At 64.8% G+C, this 18,437-nt stretch carries 14 protein-coding genes, 1 tRNA gene, 1 pseudogene and 1 riboswitch; of the genes and pseudogenes, 8 read left to right on the plus strand and 8 right to left on the minus strand.

Annotated elements, in window-relative coordinates; translation table 11 throughout:
* The first annotated feature begins 15 nt into the window (after nucleotides 1-15).
* The 6 genes and pseudogenes from selA (at nucleotide 16) to AC1DGP_RS18565 (ending at nucleotide 5,029) form a co-directional block, all read left to right on the plus strand.
* Nucleotides 16-1,422: an L-seryl-tRNA(Sec) selenium transferase gene (selA, locus tag AC1DGP_RS18540; protein ID WP_441507789.1), complete on the plus strand. Its 1,407-nt coding sequence runs from the start codon at nucleotides 16-18 to the stop codon at nucleotides 1,420-1,422.
* The gene (locus AC1DGP_RS18545) at nucleotides 1,409-2,158 is read left to right on the plus strand and encodes a tetratricopeptide repeat protein (RefSeq protein WP_441507790.1); all 750 of its coding nucleotides are present in this window, start codon (nucleotides 1,409-1,411) and stop codon (nucleotides 2,156-2,158) included. The genes selA and AC1DGP_RS18545 overlap by 14 nt, the downstream gene beginning before the upstream one ends.
* Nucleotides 2,155-3,969, plus strand: a pseudogene (selB, locus tag AC1DGP_RS18550) (selenocysteine-specific translation elongation factor); the annotation flags it as partial. The gene AC1DGP_RS18545 and the pseudogene selB, both read left to right, overlap by 4 nt.
* Before the next feature lie 111 nt (nucleotides 3,970-4,080).
* Nucleotides 4,081-4,176: transfer RNA gene (locus AC1DGP_RS18555), tRNA-Sec, on the plus strand.
* A gap of 15 nt (nucleotides 4,177-4,191) precedes the next feature.
* Entirely contained in the window at nucleotides 4,192-4,662 is a 471-nt protein-coding gene (locus AC1DGP_RS18560) for a hypothetical protein (protein ID WP_476832396.1), read from the plus strand.
* Nucleotides 4,649-5,029 carry a hypothetical protein gene (locus tag AC1DGP_RS18565; RefSeq protein ID WP_441491600.1) on the plus strand — a complete coding sequence of 127 codons (381 nt, stop codon included), beginning with the start codon at nucleotides 4,649-4,651 and terminating at the stop codon, nucleotides 5,027-5,029. The genes AC1DGP_RS18560 and AC1DGP_RS18565 overlap by 14 nt, the downstream gene beginning before the upstream one ends.
* Before the next feature lie 90 nt (nucleotides 5,030-5,119).
* Here AC1DGP_RS18565 and selD read toward each other — a convergent pair whose 3' ends face one another.
* The 3 genes from selD to AC1DGP_RS18580 are packed head-to-tail and all read right to left on the minus strand — an operon-like array spanning nucleotide 5,120 to nucleotide 7,947.
* Nucleotides 5,120-6,187 carry a selenide, water dikinase SelD gene (gene selD / locus AC1DGP_RS18570; protein ID WP_441491601.1) on the minus strand — a complete coding sequence of 356 codons (1,068 nt, stop codon included), beginning with the start codon at nucleotides 6,185-6,187 and terminating at the stop codon, nucleotides 5,120-5,122.
* A gap of 42 nt (nucleotides 6,188-6,229) precedes the next feature.
* Entirely contained in the window at nucleotides 6,230-7,330 is a 1,101-nt protein-coding gene (locus AC1DGP_RS18575; protein ID WP_476832397.1) for a transglutaminase-like domain-containing protein, read from the minus strand.
* Nucleotides 7,327-7,947: a TlpA family protein disulfide reductase gene (locus AC1DGP_RS18580; RefSeq protein ID WP_476832398.1), complete on the minus strand. Its 621-nt coding sequence runs from the start codon at nucleotides 7,945-7,947 to the stop codon at nucleotides 7,327-7,329. Before AC1DGP_RS18580 ends, AC1DGP_RS18575 begins: the two co-directional genes overlap by 4 nt.
* A gap of 304 nt (nucleotides 7,948-8,251) precedes the next feature.
* Between AC1DGP_RS18580 and fdhD the strand changes: the two genes are divergently transcribed.
* A complete protein-coding gene (gene fdhD / locus AC1DGP_RS18585) occupies nucleotides 8,252-9,049 on the plus strand; it encodes a formate dehydrogenase accessory sulfurtransferase FdhD (protein ID WP_476832399.1) in 798 nt (265 codons plus the stop codon).
* Nucleotides 9,050-9,213: 164 nt separating this feature from the next.
* Here the strand turns inward: fdhD and AC1DGP_RS18590 are convergent, their stop codons facing one another.
* From AC1DGP_RS18590 to metE, 5 genes are all read right to left on the minus strand, one after another.
* On the minus strand, nucleotides 9,214-10,014 hold the full coding sequence (locus tag AC1DGP_RS18590) for a DJ-1/PfpI family protein (RefSeq protein ID WP_441507796.1): 801 nt from the start codon (nucleotides 10,012-10,014) through the stop codon (nucleotides 9,214-9,216).
* The gene (locus AC1DGP_RS18595) at nucleotides 10,011-11,600 is read right to left on the minus strand and encodes a copper resistance CopC/CopD family protein (protein WP_441507797.1); all 1,590 of its coding nucleotides are present in this window, start codon (nucleotides 11,598-11,600) and stop codon (nucleotides 10,011-10,013) included. Before AC1DGP_RS18595 ends, AC1DGP_RS18590 begins: the two co-directional genes overlap by 4 nt.
* Nucleotides 11,601-11,645: 45 nt before the next feature.
* Nucleotides 11,646-12,164 carry a YcnI family copper-binding membrane protein gene (locus tag AC1DGP_RS18600; protein WP_441507798.1) on the minus strand — a complete coding sequence of 173 codons (519 nt, stop codon included), beginning with the start codon at nucleotides 12,162-12,164 and terminating at the stop codon, nucleotides 11,646-11,648.
* A gap of 352 nt (nucleotides 12,165-12,516) precedes the next feature.
* Nucleotides 12,517-13,017, minus strand: coding sequence for a hypothetical protein (locus AC1DGP_RS18605; protein ID WP_441507799.1), 501 nt, complete (start codon nucleotides 13,015-13,017; stop codon nucleotides 12,517-12,519).
* A 123-nt stretch (nucleotides 13,018-13,140) separates the two neighbouring features.
* Nucleotides 13,141-15,489, minus strand: coding sequence for a 5-methyltetrahydropteroyltriglutamate--homocysteine S-methyltransferase (gene metE, locus AC1DGP_RS18610; protein WP_476832400.1), 2,349 nt, complete (start codon nucleotides 15,487-15,489; stop codon nucleotides 13,141-13,143).
* A 109-nt stretch (nucleotides 15,490-15,598) separates the two neighbouring features.
* A riboswitch (cobalamin riboswitch) is annotated at nucleotides 15,599-15,823 on the minus strand.
* 295 nt (nucleotides 15,824-16,118) lie between these two features.
* Here metE and AC1DGP_RS18615 point away from each other — a divergent pair.
* Entirely contained in the window at nucleotides 16,119-18,371 is a 2,253-nt protein-coding gene (locus tag AC1DGP_RS18615; protein ID WP_476832401.1) for a TonB-dependent hemoglobin/transferrin/lactoferrin family receptor, read from the plus strand.
* Nucleotides 18,372-18,437 lie beyond the last annotated feature (66 nt).

Here is an 18,437-nt window from a genome sequence, read left to right on the forward strand (position 1 = left end):
CCCGGAGGGAGCCTGATGAACCGACCCGAACGCTTCCGCCCGCCATCGGTGGATGAGGTGCTACGCAGTCCGCATTGCGAGCTCGCCCTTGCACGCCACGGCCGACCGGCGACCACACGGGCTGTCCGTCAGGTTCTGGAGCGGATGCGGCAAACTGAACCGCCCCACCCTGCCCCCGTCAAGGCGATCGCCGAGCGCGCGTTGGCTTGCCTGGAGGATCAGGAGCGGCCGTCGCAACGACCGGTCATCAACCTCACCGGCACGGTGCTGCACACCAATCTCGGCCGCGCCCTGCTGGCGGAGGAGGCGATCGACGCCGTCATCACGGCGATGCGCTCCCCGACCAACCTCGAATACGACATCGAGGCCGGCAAGCGCGGCGAGCGCGACGCGCATGTCCGCGACCTCGTCCGCGAACTGACGGGGGCCGAGGACGCGCTGCTCGTCAACAACAACGCCTCGGCCGTGCTGCTCGTGCTCAACACCTTCGCCCGGGACCGCGAGGCCATCGTCTCGCGCGGCGAGCTGATCGAGATCGGCGGCGCCTTCCGCATGCCCGACATCATGGCGCGTGCCGGCGCGATCCTGCGCGAGGTCGGCACGACCAACCGGACGCATCTGCGCGATTATGCCGAGGCAATCGGCTCCGCGACGGGGCTGATCATGAAGGTCCATACATCGAATTACATGGTGCAGGGTTTCACCGCTGCCGTTGAGCCCGCAGAGCTTGCGGCGCTGGCGCATCAGCATGACCTCCCCTTCGTCGATGATCTCGGCTCCGGCACCCTGATCGACCTCGCGCGCTGGGGGCTGCGCCATGAGAAGACGGTGCAGGATGCACTGAAGGGCGGCGCGGACCTCGTCACCTTCTCGGGCGACAAGCTGCTCGGCGGGCCGCAGGCCGGCTTCATCGCTGGTCGCAAGGAACTGGTGGCCCAGCTCGCGAAGAACCCGCTCAAGCGCGCCCTGCGCCTCGACAAGCTGCGCCTTGCTGCGCTTGAAGCCACGTTGAAGCTCTACCGCAACCCCGACCGGTTGGCCGACAGGCTGCCGACGCTGCGCTTGTTCACGCGCCCTGTAGCCGCACTGCGCATCCTGGCCGAGCGCGTGCAGCCGCACGTCGCCGACGTTCTTGGCTCCGGCTGGATCGTCGAAATCGCCGATTGCTCCAGCCAGATCGGCTCAGGCGCGCTGCCGCTCGAAACGCTGCCGAGCGCCGGGATCACGATGAAGCCATCCGGCAAGGCCTCCGGCGCGGCGCTGGACAAACTCGCCGCCGCCTTTCGCGCCCTACCCCTGCCCGTGATCGGGCGCATCGCTCAAGGCGCGCTGGTCTTCGACCTGCGCTGCCTGGAGGACGAGGACGCCTTCATCGGCCAATTGCGCTTGTTGAATCCCGAGGCCGGCGATGCCCTTGCTTGACCGCCTCCTCCGTCGCGACCGGTCGCCGCCGGCCGACACCACTACGGCGATGGCTGCCGCCGCGGCGGCGGTCGAGCGTGGAGATTACGGTGCGGCGCTGGCCATCTGGGGTCCGCTCGCTCATGCCGGCCTGGCGCGCGCCCAGAACAATATCGGCGCCTGCTTCGCCGAGGGACTGGGCGTCGAGCCCGATCCGGCGCTCGCGCTGCGCTGGCTCTCGCTCTCGGCCGAAAGCGGCGATGCGGTCGGCCAGCGCAATCTCGCTGCTCTGCATTTCAAGGGTGACGGCGTCGCGCAAAGCGACGCCGAGGCGTCCCGGCTCTACCGGCTCGCGGCCGAACAGGGTGATGCGCCGGCGCAGGACATGCTCTCCTGGATGCTCCTTGAGAGCGGCAGTGCGGCCGACCTGCCCGACGCCCTGCGCTGGGCGGAAGCCGCGGCCGGGGCCGGGATCGCTGCCAGCATGACCCGGCTCGGGATGATGCATCACGAGGCGCTCGGCGTAGAGCGGAATCCGGTGCTGGCGGCGCAGTGGTGGCAGCGCGGCGCCGAAGCCGGCGACGCCGACGCGAAGGCCATGCTCGGCGCCGCGACACTGCTCGGCCAAGGCGTCACGAAAGATGCTGCCCGCGCTCTCTGCCTCCTGCTGGACGCCGAGCGCTGCGGCAGCCTGCTCGCCGCCCCCTTCATCAAGGCAGCGCGCGCGGCCGTCGCGCCCGAAGAGGCCGCGCCATGATCATCGGCACGGCGGGCCATATCGATCATGGCAAGACCTCGCTGGTGAAACGCCTCACCGGCGTCGATACCGATCGTCTCAAGGAGGAGAAGGAGCGTGGCATCACCATCACGCTCGGCTTTGCCTTTTGGCCGCAGCGGGATGGCCGGATCGTCGGGTTCATCGATGTGCCTGGTCACGAGAAATTCGTGCACACGATGCTGGCCGGCGCCTCCGGCATCGATCTGCTGCTGCTCGTCGTGGCGGCCGATGACGGGGTGATGCCGCAGACGCGCGAGCATGTCGACATCGCCCGCTTGCTCGGCATTGGCCAAGCCGTCGTCGCGATCACCAAATCCGACCTCGTCGAAGCGGCGCGCCTCGCCGCGTTGCACAGCGAGATCGGTATGCTGCTTGCTGATACGCCATTCCCTGACGCACCGATCCTGCCGGTCTCGACCGTGACCGGGTCGGGTATCGCCGAGCTTGCCGCGCGGCTGAGCGAACGAGCCCAATCCTCGCATATGCGCCGTGGCGATGGCGCCTTCCGCCTGGCCGTGGATCGCTGCTTCACACTCTCCGGCGCCGGCACGGTCGTTACCGGTACGGTCCTCTCGGGAGCAGTCGCGGTCGGCGACAGCATCATTGTCTCCCCTTCAGGCATCCCGGCACGCGTGCGCTCGATCCACGCCCAGAACCTCCCCACTGAGCGAGGTACGGCCGGCGATCGCTGTGCTCTCAATCTCGCGGGGTCGGAGATATCAAAGGACGCGATCCATCGTGGCGATATGATTGTCGCTTCGCATCTGCATGCTCCGGCCACGCGGATCGACGCCGAACTCACAATCGTCGCATCCGAGAAGAAGCCGCTGGCGATGTGGCAACCGGTGCGGCTGCACCATGCGGCGACCGAGGTGGGCGCCCGCATCGTCCTGCTTGGCGGCGAGATCGCGCCCGGCGCGACGGCGCTGGTACAGCTCGTGCTCGACAGCCCGATTGCGGCCGCCACGCTTGATCGCTTCGTGCTGCGCGACACCAGCGCCTCACGGACGATCGGCGGTGGCCGCTTCCTCGACTTGCGCGCGCCGGAGCGTCGGCGCCGAAGCCCGGAGAGGCAGGCCCAGCTGTTCGCCCTAGCCGAGACCGACGATGCGGAGGCGCTGGCAAGGCTGCTCGACGAGCCACCCTATCATGCCGAGCTGGAGGCCTTCGCGCGTGACCGCGCGCTCGGGCCCGGGCAGTCCGAGGCACTGGCGGTCAGGCTCGGCCTTGTGCCAATCGGTGCTTCGGTCATGCTCCCGCAGAGCTGGAAGAACCTCTCCGGCTCGGTGATCGAGATATTGAAAGCCTATCACGCCGACCACCCCGACCAGCCGGGAATGGGGCTGGAAAGGCTGCGATTGGCCGTGACGCCGCGCTTGCCTGCCGCCGTCTTCCGCACGGCGCTGACCCGGCTGGCGCATGCCGGTGAACTCGTCGTCATCGGTTCCTGGATCAGGCGGCCCGAGCACGAAGTCAGGCTGACGCCGCAGGATGAGGCGCTCTGGGCACGCGTCGCGCCGTTGATCGGCAGCGGCGAGCGCTTCCGCCCGCCCCGCGTACGCGACGTCGCCCAGATCCTGGGTTGCCGCGAGGAGGATATCCGCCGCCTGTTCCGCCTTGCCGGGCGTCGCGGCGATGTCCACGAGCTCGCACTTGACCACTTCTTCCTGCGCGATACGGTCTCCGAAATGGTCGGCGTCGCGGCAGACCTCGCGGCACGCGACCCGGCCGGGTTCAACGCCGCGCAGTTTCGCGACAGGCTCGATAACGGCCGCAAGGTCGCGATCCAGATCCTTGAATTCTTCGATCGCCATGGCGTCACAATCCGCCGCGGCGATCTCAGGCGCATCAACCGTCAGCGGCTCGACCTGTTCGGTCCGCTGACGGTTGATGCGTCGAATGGAGGAGAAGCGTCCCCGGTGGGGCGTCCGGACTTCAAATCCGGGAGGGGCCGTCAGACGGTCTCTGGTGGGTTCGACTCCCATTCTCTTCCGCCAGCTCACTGAGGCGCCATGACCGAAGACACAGACGCGCCGGACCTCAACCTGATCGCGGTCTTCGAGGAAGCGGCTGAAGCTGCCCGGCGGGCCGAGGACGCGTATCGTCGCGAGGCGGCCACGCGGATCGAGGTGCTCGCCCGGGAACGCGCCAACGCCTTCCGCAGGCTCAACCTGATGCGCAGCTCGACCAAAGCCATCGTCGAGGCAGAGGATCCCGACAAGGCGACTGCGCGCGCCAGGTTCATCGTCGCCAGTGCGCTCGGCTGGGACGAGATCGGTCCGCGGCAGGCGCTCGTCCTCGACAGGCTGATGCCGGTCTTCGAGGCGATACAGGACGAGATCAGCGCAAGCGAGGGGCCGCCCGGTCGGGGTTCGCAGGCCGCCCTGCTCGCCTTCGAGGACTGGTACCGGGAGGAGACCGGCACGGAGTTCTACGCTCTGTTCGAGCGCTATATGCCGGAGACCCCGCGTGTCGACTTCTAAAGGGCTGGGTACCGATTTCGACGCCTGGCTCGCCAAAGCGTTCCGAAAGGGTCCGTTCACGGCGCTGATCGTGCTGGTCCGCATTGCCGAGCCGAAGGTCGAGCCTCTGCGCTCCACCTATGTCCATGTCATCGGCGACGAGATCGACTGGGGCGACATCATCCTGATGTTTCGCAGCGCCGGCGTGAGCTGGGATGCCGTCGCGTTTTTTCCGACCCGCGCAGAGAAGGGCGGCCCACTCGACGACGCGCTCGCCCGCACGCGTTTGCGCTCGCTGGAAGACGGATTGGAGCGCGACCGGCTGGTCCTGAACCACGGCGAGCTTTTCGACGTCTGGGGGCGCCGGATGCGGGTCGATGAAACCTAGGGAAACGGCCCGAATTGCGGTTTGCGGGAAGGCCGATGCAAACGCGGAAGGTCAGATCATCGGAGCGGATGCGAGATCCGGTCCGATGATCTAGCTGACGATCACCCGCGCAGGGCCGGCCTCGACTGTTCCGACGATGCGGGCGGAGGGATATCCAGCCGCCTTCACCATGGACAGAATCTCGTCTGCCCTCCCTGCTGCACAGGAGACCAGGAGGCCGCCCGAGGTCTGCGGATCGGTGAGCAAATGGCGCTGCCAGTCCGGCAGTCCGGCCGGTAGCGCGACGCCCTCGCCATAGCTCGCCCAGTTGCGGTGCGAAGCACCGGTCACGCGCCCGTCGCGTGCCAGTTGCTCGGCCTGCGAGAGGAAGGGCAATTCAGCCAAGCGGAGCCGCAAGGTCGCGCCCGAGCCGCGCGCCATCTCCAGCCCGTGCCCGAGAATGCCGAAGCCGGTGACGTCGGTGATCGCATGGACGTCGCCATCCCCTGCTAGTTCGGCGCCGACGCGGTTGAGCAGGGTGGTCGAGGCGATCATCTCGTCATAGGCGGCCTTTGGCAGCAACTCCTTCTTGAAGGCCGCCGAATAGATCCCCACGCCCAATGCCTTGGTCAGGATCAGCGCATCGCCCGGCCGCGCACCGCTGTTCCTGCGCAGGTTCGGCAGCTTCAACAGGCCGATCACTGCAAGTCCGTAGATCGGCTCGGGTGCATCGATGGAGTGCCCGCCCGCGACCGGAATGCCGGCCTGGGCGCAGATCGAGGCGCCGCCCTTCAGGATCTCGCGCGTCGTCTCGATCGGCAGCTTGTCGAGGGGCATGCCGAGGATTGCCAAGGCCATGATCGGCTTGCCGCCCATGGCATAGACATCCGAGATCGCATTGGTCGCCGCGATCCGGCCGAAATCATGCGGATCGTCGACCATCGGCATGAAGAAATCCGTCGTCGCGACGACGCAGGTCTCATCGTCGATCTGCCAGACCGCCGCATCGTCGCCGGTCTCCGTGCCGACGAGAAGCTGACGGTAAGGCCCTGCCGCAGGGTGGTCCGCAAGCAGTTGCTGCAGGACCGACGGCGCCAGCTTGCAGCCACAGCCGCCGCCATGTGCCAGGCTGGTCAGGCGGGGGGGAGCGGGAGTGTCAAGGTCGATCGTGTCGCTCATGGTCCAGTCTCCAGAAGAGCAGCGCCCCATCCGCCTCGCCGACTAAGCCGTGATCTCGGCCGACCTGATCGTGTACTTGAACGTGTCGGCATCGAGACAGTCGAGCAACGCGCCAGCGATTTCAGCCTGCGGATACATCAGGAATGCCACCTTGTGGCGCGAGCCCGGCAATTCCAGGTCATGAGCCATGTTGTAGCCGAGCCAGTTGCCCTCCCAGGCGCCGAACAGCGTCTTTCGCGCGGCCACCACCTTGGGCGTGTCGATTGCATTGTTCCCTGGCGGCTCCTCCAGGACGACCTTGCGCACATCGGCGGGATCGGTTGCGACCCAACCATAGCCATCGAGCCAGACCTCGGCTCGGCAATGCTGCGCCTTGGTGATGGTCGCGGAACCGGCACCGAGGCTGGCATAGCCGAACTTCGAAGGCGCGACGCGAATACCGTAGATGTCGCGGGCCGGGATGCCCGCGGCACGTACCAGCGCGACATAGAGTGCGTTCAGATCGGCGCATTTGCCGCCAAGATTGCCGCTGCGCAGCATCGAGGCGACGTCGCCGGTACCGCAACCGCGTGTCCTGGCGTCACGGAAAGTGTTCACGACAACCCATTCGTAGATCGCTCGCGCCTTGTCGAGGTCGCTCGCCTTACCGGCAATCGCCTTATCGGCAGTCTCCTTGACGATGCCGTCGGTGGGCATCAGCTCGGTCGCCTCGAGATAAAGCCTGCGCTCGGCCGCGCTCAGAATTGGCGCCTGGGATCTTGCGCCGAGATCTTCGGCCCGGTCGCGCAGCGAAAAACTGCTGCGAACCTCGATAGCCGGCGCTGCCTCACCGTCCTTGAAGACAACATGCAGCAACTGCGCGCCATATTTGGGATCACTGACGACCTCCGCCGAGGCAGCGTTACTCTGCCAGGCGTTTTTACCCAACCTGATCCATTCGCCCTCCTGCACTGATGGCAGCGGAATCCAGGCCTGTGCCCTGCCCTTCGCCGGCAATTCGAGCCGGGTCAGCACCTCGAAATTGCGCCAGGCACCGGGCGAAGGCGCAAAGACGGCGTCCTGGGCGAGGACGTGGTGCGGAGCCACAAACCCCGCAGCTGCGACCACGGCACCGGTTTTCAGCATGTCACGACGCGTAATCATCGGATCTCCTCCCTGCTCTGGCTTCCATCGATCGTCTGTTCCGCCGGCGTCCCGTTCTTGCGCTGCGACAGTCGCGTCAGCGCGGGGATGACGGCCGGGCCCGTCCAATCGAGCGGCTCTTCGGCCTTGAAGGCCGGGCTCAGGTCGCGATCGAGCACGAAGCTCGTCGGCAATCCCTCAACATGCCAGGCCTTCATCGCGCTGCGGTCGCGGTCCAGCAGGATGGGGAATGAAACCGGGCGCTCGCGGAAGAAGGTCCTGACCCGGGCGTCGACCTCGCCGACATCGACGGCGAGGATCGTGAGCTGGACCGGCTGCTGAGCCGCGAGTGCGTTCAGCGAGGCCATCTCCTCGATGCAGGGGGCGCACCATGTCGCGAAGAAATGGACGATCACGGGACCGCCGGGCAGCTCCGCCAGATCGATACGAGCGCCGTCGAGGCGGTCGAGAACGAGTGTTGGGGTGGTTTCGGCAAACCAAGGCTTGAGCTCTTCGGCCAAGCTCGACGTGCTGGCGAGCACCAGCGACGAGGCGATCAACAGCACCCGCCAGGAGCGCCCTTGTCCGGCATTCAGTCGATGAGCGCCCCGAAACTCGGGAGCCGTGACCGTAACCACGCCTCATCTTGTCCCAGATGCTCCAGCAAGGTCAATTTCGACTTTCGCCGCGGCACATGATGAGTGCGCACCCAGGGTCTGTCCGGATTGGAAGGCGCCCGTGCCACGAGAGCTCCGGCTTCGCTGTCACATACAGACCAGCGCTCGCTGCGCTTCATTGGGGCGCCGAGCCCACCCGCGCTTCTCCGTCTTGTTCGGACGAAGCGCGCCATGCCTCCTCAGCGGCGCTCGCAACGGCAGTGGGTCTGTGCCATTTTTCGCAGGCGACGGTCCGATCTCCGGTCGGCGCAGCAGGACGATCGATATGGAGAGCCACCTCCGGGTAGAATCGACGGTCTGGCGAAATGGCGGCCTTGCTCCGAGCAGCCGCGCCGTGCCGGAAGAATCTGCGATCGCGATCACCTATAACGGATCATCTTACGCCGTGATGATGGCGACACCCGATGATCTCGAGGATTTCGCGATCGGGTTCAGCCTGACCGAAGGTATCATCACCTCGCTGGATGAAATCCACTCGCTTGCGATCATCGAGCAGGAGATCGGCATCGAGTTGCAAATCTGGCTCGCTGATGCGCCTGCGGAGAAGCTCCAGCATCGCCGTCGCTATCTGGCAGGACCGACCGGCTGCGGCTTGTGCGGCATCGAGCAGCTCTCCGAGGCGATACGGCCTCTGCATTCGGTTCCGCTCGGCCTGAATTTCTCTCMTGAGGAGATCATGATGGCGGTTCAATCGATCTCGGGCCAGCAAACGCTGAATCGTCAGACGCACGCAGTGCATGCTGCCGCTCTCTGGGAGCGCCACCAAGGCCTTGCTGTCCTGCGCGAAGACGTGGGCAGGCACAATGCCCTCGACAAGCTGGTCGGGGCACTCGCCCGCCAGAAGCGCGAGGCCGATACCGGCATCGGTGTCCTCACCAGCCGCATCTCGGTCGAGATGGTTCAGAAAGCTGCCATCGCTCGACTACCAATTCTCGCTGCCGTCTCCGCTCCCTCGGCGCTGGCCATACGGACGGCAGCCGATGCCGGAATGACGCTGATCGGGATCGCACGCGGCGACGGCTTCGAGATATTCACCCATCCCGCTCGCATATCGTGGACCTAAAGCATTGGCCCGAAATGTAGATTGCGGCTTTCGGGAAAGGCGATGCAAACACAAGGTTAGATCATCGGACCAGACATGATGTCCGGTCCGATGATGTGGTGCGCTTGTTGCCGGGGACGTGACGCAAGCGGTTCGTCCTCGATCATGGAATTCGCGCCGGTGCTTCAGAGCGCGAGGCGTGACCTCGCCTGTTCGGCCTGTGCCTTCGCCATTGCAATCAGCGGTGACCGGCGCGCGAGGACATCTTGGACATTCGTCTTGTCCGCACGCTCAGGCGCGCCTGAATCGAAGGGCGGTTGCGGGTCGTATTCAAGGACGAGCTGGATGTGGCGTGCGGTTTCCTCACCCACGAGCGCAGCAGCGAGCGTCAATCCGAAATCCAGTCCGGCCGTCACACCTCCGCCAGTCATCCGGTTGCGATCGATCACGACGCGATCAGTCTGGAGCTTTGCGCCCATCAAAGGCAGTAGATCCCGGACATACCAGTGCGAGGTCGCTCGATAGCCCTTCAACAGTCCCGCGGCTCCGAGCAGCAGAGAGCCGGTGCAGACGCTTGTGACATAACGAGCTTGCGCGCCGCGTTCGGCGAGGAAACCCAGCACCTCGCTATCCCCCATCAGGGTGACACTGCCCTTCAACCCGCCGGGGACGAACAGGGCGTCGAGATCGCGGGGGCATTCGGAGAATGTCGTTGTTGGCGTGACCGGCAGTTTCACATCGCTGGTGACGGCTGCCCTGCCCTTCCAGACCAGATGAGTTTCAGCCTGCAGAAGCGAGAACACCGTCAGCGGACCGACGAGATCGAGCAGGACCATATCCGGGTGGACAAGCATCGCGACGCGCATCGGCGCGGAACCCGTTGCCGCAGGTTGTGCCTCGGCCGCGCGCACATGTCCGAACAAGCCCGAGAGCGCCCCTGTCGCGGCCAGTGCTGTCAGGTCCCGGCGCGTCATGTCAGTCGTCATGGCTTGATCTCCACGGTCTCACCGAGGCGGATCATCTCGAAATCGGAGACCAGGATTTCGAGTTCGATGGTCCACCGACCACCGATGGGAATGACGAGGCTGTCGACATGCCAGGCGCCGTCGCTCGACCGGACGGCCTGACGCTCGATCGGTTCGACCCCGGCCGACGGGTTCGACATCACGCAGCGAACTTCCTTGACCGTGAGCGGTCCAAACTCCCCGTCGAGCAGTGAAATCGAAATGGAGGCTGGCCCCGCACGTCCAGGCGAGATGCGGATGTCCGCCATCGCCTTGGCCGTGTGAATGTGGACCGATGCAGGCGGCGCGGCCGCATCGAGAAGTGCCCGCGGCGGCGGCGTGAAGCGCCAGGTCGCAACGGTGCCAAGGACAAGGAACACCAGCAAGGTTTCGGCCGCGATCATGCGCCGCATCGTCTTGGCGGCGATGCCCGTTCGAGACAGGACAAGGGGCGTGAGGCGGTAGCGGTTGATGGCGGCCAGGCCCAGCAGGATTGCAACCCAGGCGAGCTTGATCAGCAGAACCCAGCCATAGCCGGTCGAGATCAGTGCGCCTGGCTGTTCGAGCTGAACCACCGCCAGGATGCCACCGCTGAGCAGGGTCAAGCCAACAACGACAGGTATCCAACGCGAGAACTGGCGCAGCACGGTAATTGCGTCGGCCTCCCGCAGAGCGAAGAACAGCGGCACCAAGGCTCCTGCCCAGGCGGAGACGCTGACGGCGTGAACAAAGACTGCACTCCGCATCAACCACTGCGGGCTGGCCGCGCTGGCATGGCCGCTCGCGGCGAGCGCCACCCCTACAGTCAGGAGGGCTGCTCCAGCGAAGACCGGCCCCATGCGGCCGCGTACCGCCAGGGAGGCCATTCCGAGCAGAAATGCGACGGCTGCAGCCAGCGCCGTGCGGCCAAAGCTGCTGGCGGCCGCGGCGCTCCAGACGTCCGCTTCGCCCAGGCTGCCGAGGGAGCGATCCAGGATATCGAGCCCTTGCGCGGCGAGTGCCAGCGGCAAGGCGGCAGATCCGAGCAGGATGAACAATCCGAGCGGTCGCCGGGCATCGCGAGGCAAGGGACCAACCCAGGTCGCAAAGGCTGCCCCGCCGAGCCCCATGAGCAAGCCCAGATAGAGCCCTACCTTTCCCAGCCAAAGGGTAGCCCGCACAGCAGGATCAGTCCGTGTCTCAGGAGTTGGCGACTGGCCGCTGGGCGCACCGACTGAGAAGACCACTGCCCCACCAACCGGGTGCCCATCCTCGGAAATGACGCGCCAGCTCAGAACATGCGTTCCGGCTGACAGTTCGGCGGGCGCTTCGATCATCAGCGTCCTGTCCTTCAGCACGAACCGATCGAGTGTGCGGGACGTGCTGTCTGGTCCGATCAGCTTCAGGATGAGCGGCGACACCGGTTCACTGAAGCTCAGTGTCAACACCGCAGGGGCGTTGGTCACGACCGCGCCGTCCGCCGGCGAGGCGGCGATCAGCGCGGCATGAGCGAAGGCGCGTCCGGTTATTGCCGTGGCGACAGCCAAGGCGCAGGTCAGGACGAAGGCGAGGCGAAGGGGCCAGCGCATGGCAACTCCCAGCAGCCGGGCGCGAAGCCCGGCCACTTGCTCGGTTTACTTTTTCGGGGTGAGCTTCAGACCGGGAGCCGGATACTTGTAGTCGTCCGCGCTCTTGTCCTCAGTCGGGATCTCGATCCAGCGTTCGACTGCGCCGCCCTCGCACTCCTGGACGACCGGTACGTAGAGGACGGTGTCGGCCTTGAGGTCGGAGGTCAGATAACCGCGCAGCACGAACTCGTCATAGTGCTCGTCAAGCAGCCTGCCGCCGCTCCAGACCACCTCCTTCACGCCTTCCGAAGTCGGTGTGCCGTAGTAGTCGAAAGCCTTGCCATAGGGGCCCTTCACCGTTTCCAGTGTCCAGCCGGGCTTGGGCATCGGCTTGATCGCGATCACGCCCTCGGGAATCCGGACGCGGACCTTCGTTGTTGCCGCGCCCTTGCAACCATGGGGCACGCGCAACACGGCCTTGTAGGTCGAGCCGACCGGAGCCTGCTGCGTTTCGAGGGTAATATGAGCGAGCGCACCGGTTGTTCCCAGAGTGACGAACATCGCTGCAAGGAGATGGGTCTTCATGGCGTAATCCTTGGTCTGTGAGGGCAGTTCTGCGACGGGCCCGTGAGAGCCCATGACGCTCGATGCCGTTGAGTGTGGTCATCGGACGGTGAGTGCCGGCCAATGATGGCGATCCCGACATGTGGCCCCGGTCAGATTGCGATCGGCAAAGGAACCGTTGGCATGGTGAGCCGAGGCATCGCAGGCGCGAGCCCCGCGCTTCATTTGCGTGCCGGGCAGACATCGCGCCGAATGCTCGGATCAGCGAATTTGGTGCGCATCTGCTGGGGATGGCGGGCAAATCGGCCTTGAAGCCGAGGTCGCGCAAGAGAGCGGCCATCCATGCGCGAACGCATGGCGGCTTGCTCAGGGCTCAGACCGGCGGTGCGCGGGGATTGGCGGGCGATCGGCCGGCGACAAAGCCATGAGGCGCGTCGAGATGCCGGATCAAGGCGTTCAGGTCGACGATCCGATAGACAACTGGCAGAAAGCCGATTGCTGACGGCACATTCGCTTGGGCTGGATGAGAGCAACCGAGCGCGCAGCCGCTCATCAGATCATGCTGCGCCGTGCCGCGGTCGGTCGTGTCACCCGGTGAAGAAGCCCCCGGCGAGCAAAGCGTTATGGCCAGAGTGCGATCGAGAGCGATACTCGCAGCATTGGCACCCGACGCGAGCCCTGTCAGAACCACCTGGAGCACGAGCAGATAGGCCACGGCGACCGCGACCCAACGGCTCGATTCTGCTCTCTGGCGCCACGCGGACAAGGGCTGCCCTCCTGACGTTTGGATAGCACCGCTGTTGGCCGCGTCAATTGCCAAGGCGCAAACGAGCGTCGGGCACCTCACGCAAGACAGTACGGCATGGAGCTGCATGCGCAGTCCCCTCGGTCCCCCCGTGCAGAGATCCCCGACCCGCCAAGAAGCTTCGAGAGGCGATGCCGGCTTGACGGCGACGTCGCGGCGGTGTCCTGCGCCGCCGCGACGAGCCTCAGGCGCTCAGCGAGCGGCTGCCCGGACGTGCCGCGCGGCTTCAACCATATTGACGAGAGCAGGCCTGACCTCCTCCCATTTGCGGGTCTTCAGGCCGCAATCGGGGTTGATCCAGAGCTGTTCGTCTGCGAGCTGGAGGCGAGCGAGCTTCATCAGGCTCGTCATCTCGCCCACCTCGGGCACCCGCGGCGAGTGGATGTCATAGACGCCGGGACCGATCTCGTTGGGGTAGCGATAGGTCTTGAAGGCGTCGAGCAATTCCATCTTCGACCGCGAGGTCTCGATCGAGATCACATCGGCGTCCATCGCGGCGATCGCGTCGATGATGTCGTTGAACTCCGAGTAGCACATATGGGTGTGCACCTGGGTTGCGTCGGTGACGCCCGAGGCACAGAGCCTGAAGCTGCCCACCGCCCAGTCCAGATAGCCCTTCCACTCGCTCTTGCGCAGCGGCAGCCCCTCGCGCAGCGCCGCCTCGTCGATTTGGATCATCGCGGCACCGGCCTTCTCCAAATCGATGACCTCGTCGCGGATCGCCAGCGCGATCTGGCGGCAGGAGGCACTGCGCGGGATGTCGTCGCGGACGAAAGACCAGTTCAGGATCGTCACGGGCCCGGTCAGCATGCCCTTCATCGGCCTCACCGTCAGCGACTGCGAATAGGTCCACCAGCCGACCGTCATCGGCTGCGGCCGCGAGACGTCGCCGAACAGGATTGGCGGCCGCACACAGCGCGAGCCGTAGCTCTGGACCCAGCCATGTTTGGTGAAGGCGAAGCCGGCGAGCTGCTCGCCAAAATACTGCACCATGTCGTTGCGCTCGAACTCGCCATGGACGAGCACGTCGAGGCCAATCTCCTCCTGCCAGCGCACCGTGCGCTCCGTCTCCTCACGCAGGAATTGCTCATAGTCGGCATCGCTGATCAGGCCCTTGGCATGAGCCGAGCGGGCCTTGCGGACCTCGGCGGTCTGCGGAAAGGAGCCGATCGTTGTCGTCGGGAAGGCTGGCAGGTTGAAGCGTTCGCGCTGCAATTTCGCTCGGGCTGCGAAGGGGCTCTTGCGGTCCGTCATGCTGGGCGTCACCGCCGCGACACGAGCGGCGACTGCGGCATCGTGGACTTTCGGCGAAGCCTTTCGGGCCGCCGCTGCGGCCGCCGAAGCGTCCAGGGCATCCCTGACGCTGTCGCGGCCACCCGCGAGGGCTTTGCCCAGCACCGAGAGTTCGCCCATCTTCTGTACGGAGAAGGCGAGCCAGCTCTTCAGGTCGGAGTCGAGATCGGTTTCGAGATCGAGATCGATCGGCGTGTGCAGCAGCGAGCAGGAGGGCGCGATCTGGACATGGTCGGTGCCGCGCCTGGCGACCACCGGCTCGAGCCGGCCGAGCAGCGCCGGCAGGTTGGCCCGCCAGATGTTGCGGCCATCGATCATGCCGAGCGACAGCACGAGCCCGCGCGGTGCCTTGGCCAGCACCTCCTCGAGCTGCGCGGGAGCGCGCACGAGGTCGAGATGAAGGCCTGCGACAGGCAGCGTGACCGCCGTGTCGAGATTGTCGCCGAGACCACCGAAATAGGTCGTCAGCATGACCTTCAGCTGCGGCAAGGCATGGGCGATGGTGGCATAGGTCCGGCGCAGGGCGTCGCGGGCGGCCTCGTCGAGATCGAGCACCAGACAAGGCTCGTCGATCTGGACCCATTCGGCACCATTGGCGGAAAGGCGGCGCAGCACATCGATATAGACCGGCAGCAACTCGCCGAGCAGCGAGAGCGGATCGAGGCTGGCGTCCTTGCTCTTGCCGAGTTTCAGATAGGTGACCGGCCCAAGCAGAACGGGGCGGGTGTCGTAGCCGAGTGACTTGGCCTCACGATACTCGTCGACCGCCTTGAGCGAGGACAGTGCGAAGCGCTGTCCGGTCGCGAATTCGGGCACCATGTAGTGGTAGTTGGTGTCGAACCACTTGGTCATTTCCTGCGCCGGGGCGCCGTGGGAATGCTCGTGGTCGTGGTGGGCATGGCCGCAGGAGGTGTGCGGCTCGGTCTCGCTTTGCGCACCTCGCGCCATGGCGAAATAGGTCGCCAGCCCGACCGGACCACCCTTCCAGCCATAGATCTCGGGAATCGCGCCGACCATCACGCTGATGTCCAGCACCTGATCGTAGAACGAAAAGTCGTTCGACGGGATGACGGTGACGCCGCGTGCCTTCTGGCGCGCCCAGTCGGCGGCGCGCAATGCGGCGGCGGTGTCGAGCAGGTCCCTTTCGGTCGACTTGCCCGACCAATAGCTTTCGAGAGCGAGTTTGAGTTCGCGGCGCGGACCAATGCGCGGCGTCCCAAGGGTCGCGACAGGAAGTGAAGATGACATAGGCTTACCCCAGAAGTTGGGAGCAAAGGCCAAAGCGGACGCGTCCAGGATTCCGCCGGCGAAGAGCCTGCGCAATCGCAAAGCGCTCCACCGGGACACCCCGCCCGAGGACGTTCAGTTCGTCGAGGCAGGTCTCCTGGCTCACGGGTCATCGCTGCTGTCCGGCCTTCCCGAGACCTTGCCGGCCTCAGTGACACATCTTGGACAGCGGCTCACCGCTTACAGTTGCGGGGGCAGCGCCGGCCTTGCCCAGGTCAATAGCGACCTCGACGCACCGGCTTCCCTCTTAGCTCCGGGCAAACAGACCCAGAGAACCACGACACCCCAACCTAGGTCCAAATGCTCGCCGCAGTCAATGGGAATATAAAGACATCTTTATGTCTCCATGTCGCTATCTGCGCCGACTGACGCTGCCCCCGACGGCGGGGTGTACCCTGGTCGCGCGCAGGCGATGCGGGGCAAGCAGTTCCCCGCGCAATTGCTAAAGTAGAATAATTAGAATCTATATCTATTATAGATTGCATGTACTTCACTACAAAAATACATCAGAAAACACTGTGTCAAATTTACAATTGCGAATCCTAGTACCAGCGGACTACATCCACCCGCAAATGGACTGGGGTCTTCCAATGAAGAACAAATCAAAACTATATTTTTCAGCCACTTTCCTTTTTACAATCCTTCAAAGCACGATTTGTTACTCTCAAGCGATCGCAGATGGCGGCAGTGCGTCACCGGCGTTCACGCTCGACCAGATTACGGTCACGGCGACACGCGGTGAAAAGCAGGTTCTCGATGTTCCCGGCGTCGTGAACGTTATCTCACGGCAGGAACTCGACGAGCGCATGACGCGCGACATGCAGGACCTCGTCCGCTACCAGCCGGGTGTCAGCGTCAACCGCCTCACCAGCGGCACCGACCCGTTCGGCAACCTCGATGGCTTCACGATCCGGGGGGTCGGCGGCAACCGCGTCCAGATGCAGGTCGATGGATCGCGTGTGATCGAGCGCATCACTGATGGCAATCGCAACTTTGTCGAGATGCCCTTCCTGAAGAGCGTCGAGATCGTGCGTGGCCCGGGCTCCGTGCTCTGGGGCGCCGATGCTCTGGGCGGCATCGTCGCCTATCGTACGCTCGATCCCCAGGACCTGCTGAAAGGCAAGGACAAGCCGTATGCCGTACGTCTCGATGCCGGGTATGACAGTTTCGACCGCTCCTTCACCAAGACCGGCATTGCGGCCTTCAGGCTCACCCCTGCCCTCGAGGCCATTGTCGGCCTGAGCCAGAAGACGGCGGAGGAGGCCAAACTCAGCCGTGCCCGGGCCGATGGCGGCCGCTGGGGCTGCCCCGTGCCGAGCCTGCGCTATCTCGGCTGCGACACGCTGAACCCGCTCGACAGCACGGTTTGGAACGCCTTCGGCAAGATCGTCTTCTCGCCGACGACAGACCATACGTTCAAGCTGACCGGAGAGTATTTCGACAACAGCTCAAAGGTAAATCAGCTCTGGGACTACAATGTCTTGGCGTCTGGTCTCCGCAACGGACCCTATATCCGAGATGAAGTGAAGTCACGCCAGCGCATCGCCTTCGAGCATCAATGGGATGTCGGCACGAGCTTCCTCGACTCGATCCGCTGGCAGGCATCGTTCTCGCCACAGAAGCGTGAGGTCACCAATAATCGCTACCAGACGCAGACCAACAACCAGCAGCGTTTCACCCGCGGCTTCCTCGACTATTCCGAACAATTCTCCCAGCTCGACATCCAGGCCAAGTCGAGCTTCGCGCTCGGCTCGAGCTTCCACAGGCTGACCTACGGGTTCCAGGGCGACGTCACCAAGACCGATTATGAGCGTCGCGACGACGTCCGGAACATGTCGACCGGCGTCACCACCACGACGATTGCAGGCGGCTTCAACTTCGCCAACGCGACGACGACGCGCTACGATTTCTATCTGCAGGACGAAATCGAATTGCTAAACGGTCGCTGGACGATCACGCCGGGCGTCCGTTACGCCAATTACAAGATCGACCCGAGCATTGGGCCAGGCTACGTCATCGTGCCGGGCAAGGCTCCGCGCGAGATCGACTCGCATAAGCTGATCCCGCAGGTCGGCACGATCTTCAAGCTCGACGAGACCTATTCACTCTATGCCCGCTACGCCCAGGGCTTCAAGATGCCGACCGCGCAGCAGCTCTATACGTCGCTGCCGATGGGCACCCAGAACCTGATCCCGAACCCGGATCTCAAGCCCGAGAGCGTCACGTCCTACGAAGCCGGCATCCGCGGCCGCTTCGACAATGGCTGGTTCTCGGTCGGCGTCTTCCATGCCGATTACAAGGACTTCATTCAGAACTTCGCGCCGATCCTCGGTTCGACCGATCTGACCTATCGCAACCTCTCGAGCGTCAAGATTTCCGGTATCGAGGCATCGGCCGAGTGGAAATTCCACGAGCGCTGGCTCGCCAATGTCGCGTTGAGCTACCAATACGGCACGCAAAAAGCGGATGCTGGCGCATTGACCACGCCGTATAACTCGATCACCCCGTTTACCGCTGTCGCCGGGCTGAAATACCTGATGCCCGAATATGGGCTGGAGGCCGAGGTCATCGGAACCTTCGGGGCGGGCGTCACCCGCGCCAGCGCGCCGACCATCTTCAAGCCGGCGGGCTACACCGTGTTCGATGCCTTCCTGAACTGGAAGCCGACCTCGTACATCACGGTCCGCGGCGGCGTGCAGAACATCTTCGACCGCCGCTATTTCTCGAACGTCTATAATTTCGACAAGGTTCCGGCTTCGGCCGCAGTCGCCGCGACCAACCCGCTCGAACTGCAGACCGCGGCGGGCCGTACCTTCAAGCTCGCAGCCTCGGTTGAGTTCTGAGACGCAGCGGACCTAGCGCCACCCGATTGACGGGCCGCCGCTGTGACAAGCGCGGTTGGTCACGCG

The organism is Allobosea sp. 05T433 (assembly GCF_056396065.1).

What these genes read in the sequence shown, in the direction of transcription:
- AC1DGP_RS18605 (WP_441507799.1), bottom strand. Translation starts at nt 13,017, where the DNA reads ATGCAGCTCCATGCCGTACTGTCTTGCGTGAGGTGCCCGACGCTCGTT.
- AC1DGP_RS18545 (WP_441507790.1), top strand. Translation starts at nt 1,409, where the DNA reads ATGCCCTTGCTTGACCGCCTCCTCCGTCGCGACCGGTCGCCGCCGGCC.
- AC1DGP_RS18615 (WP_476832401.1), top strand. Translation starts at nt 16,119, where the DNA reads ATGAAGAACAAATCAAAACTATATTTTTCAGCCACTTTCCTTTTTACA.
- metE (WP_476832400.1), bottom strand. Translation starts at nt 15,489, where the DNA reads ATGTCATCTTCACTTCCTGTCGCGACCCTTGGGACGCCGCGCATTGGT.
- AC1DGP_RS18560 (WP_476832396.1), top strand. Translation starts at nt 4,192, where the DNA reads ATGACCGAAGACACAGACGCGCCGGACCTCAACCTGATCGCGGTCTTC.
- AC1DGP_RS18600 (WP_441507798.1), bottom strand. Translation starts at nt 12,164, where the DNA reads ATGAAGACCCATCTCCTTGCAGCGATGTTCGTCACTCTGGGAACAACC.
- AC1DGP_RS18590 (WP_441507796.1), bottom strand. Translation starts at nt 10,014, where the DNA reads ATGACGACTGACATGACGCGCCGGGACCTGACAGCACTGGCCGCGACA.
- selA (WP_441507789.1), top strand. Translation starts at nt 16, where the DNA reads ATGAACCGACCCGAACGCTTCCGCCCGCCATCGGTGGATGAGGTGCTA.
- AC1DGP_RS18575 (WP_476832397.1), bottom strand. Translation starts at nt 7,330, where the DNA reads ATGATTACGCGTCGTGACATGCTGAAAACCGGTGCCGTGGTCGCAGCT.
- selD (WP_441491601.1), bottom strand. Translation starts at nt 6,187, where the DNA reads ATGAGCGACACGATCGACCTTGACACTCCCGCTCCCCCCCGCCTGACC.
- AC1DGP_RS18595 (WP_441507797.1), bottom strand. Translation starts at nt 11,600, where the DNA reads ATGCGCTGGCCCCTTCGCCTCGCCTTCGTCCTGACCTGCGCCTTGGCT.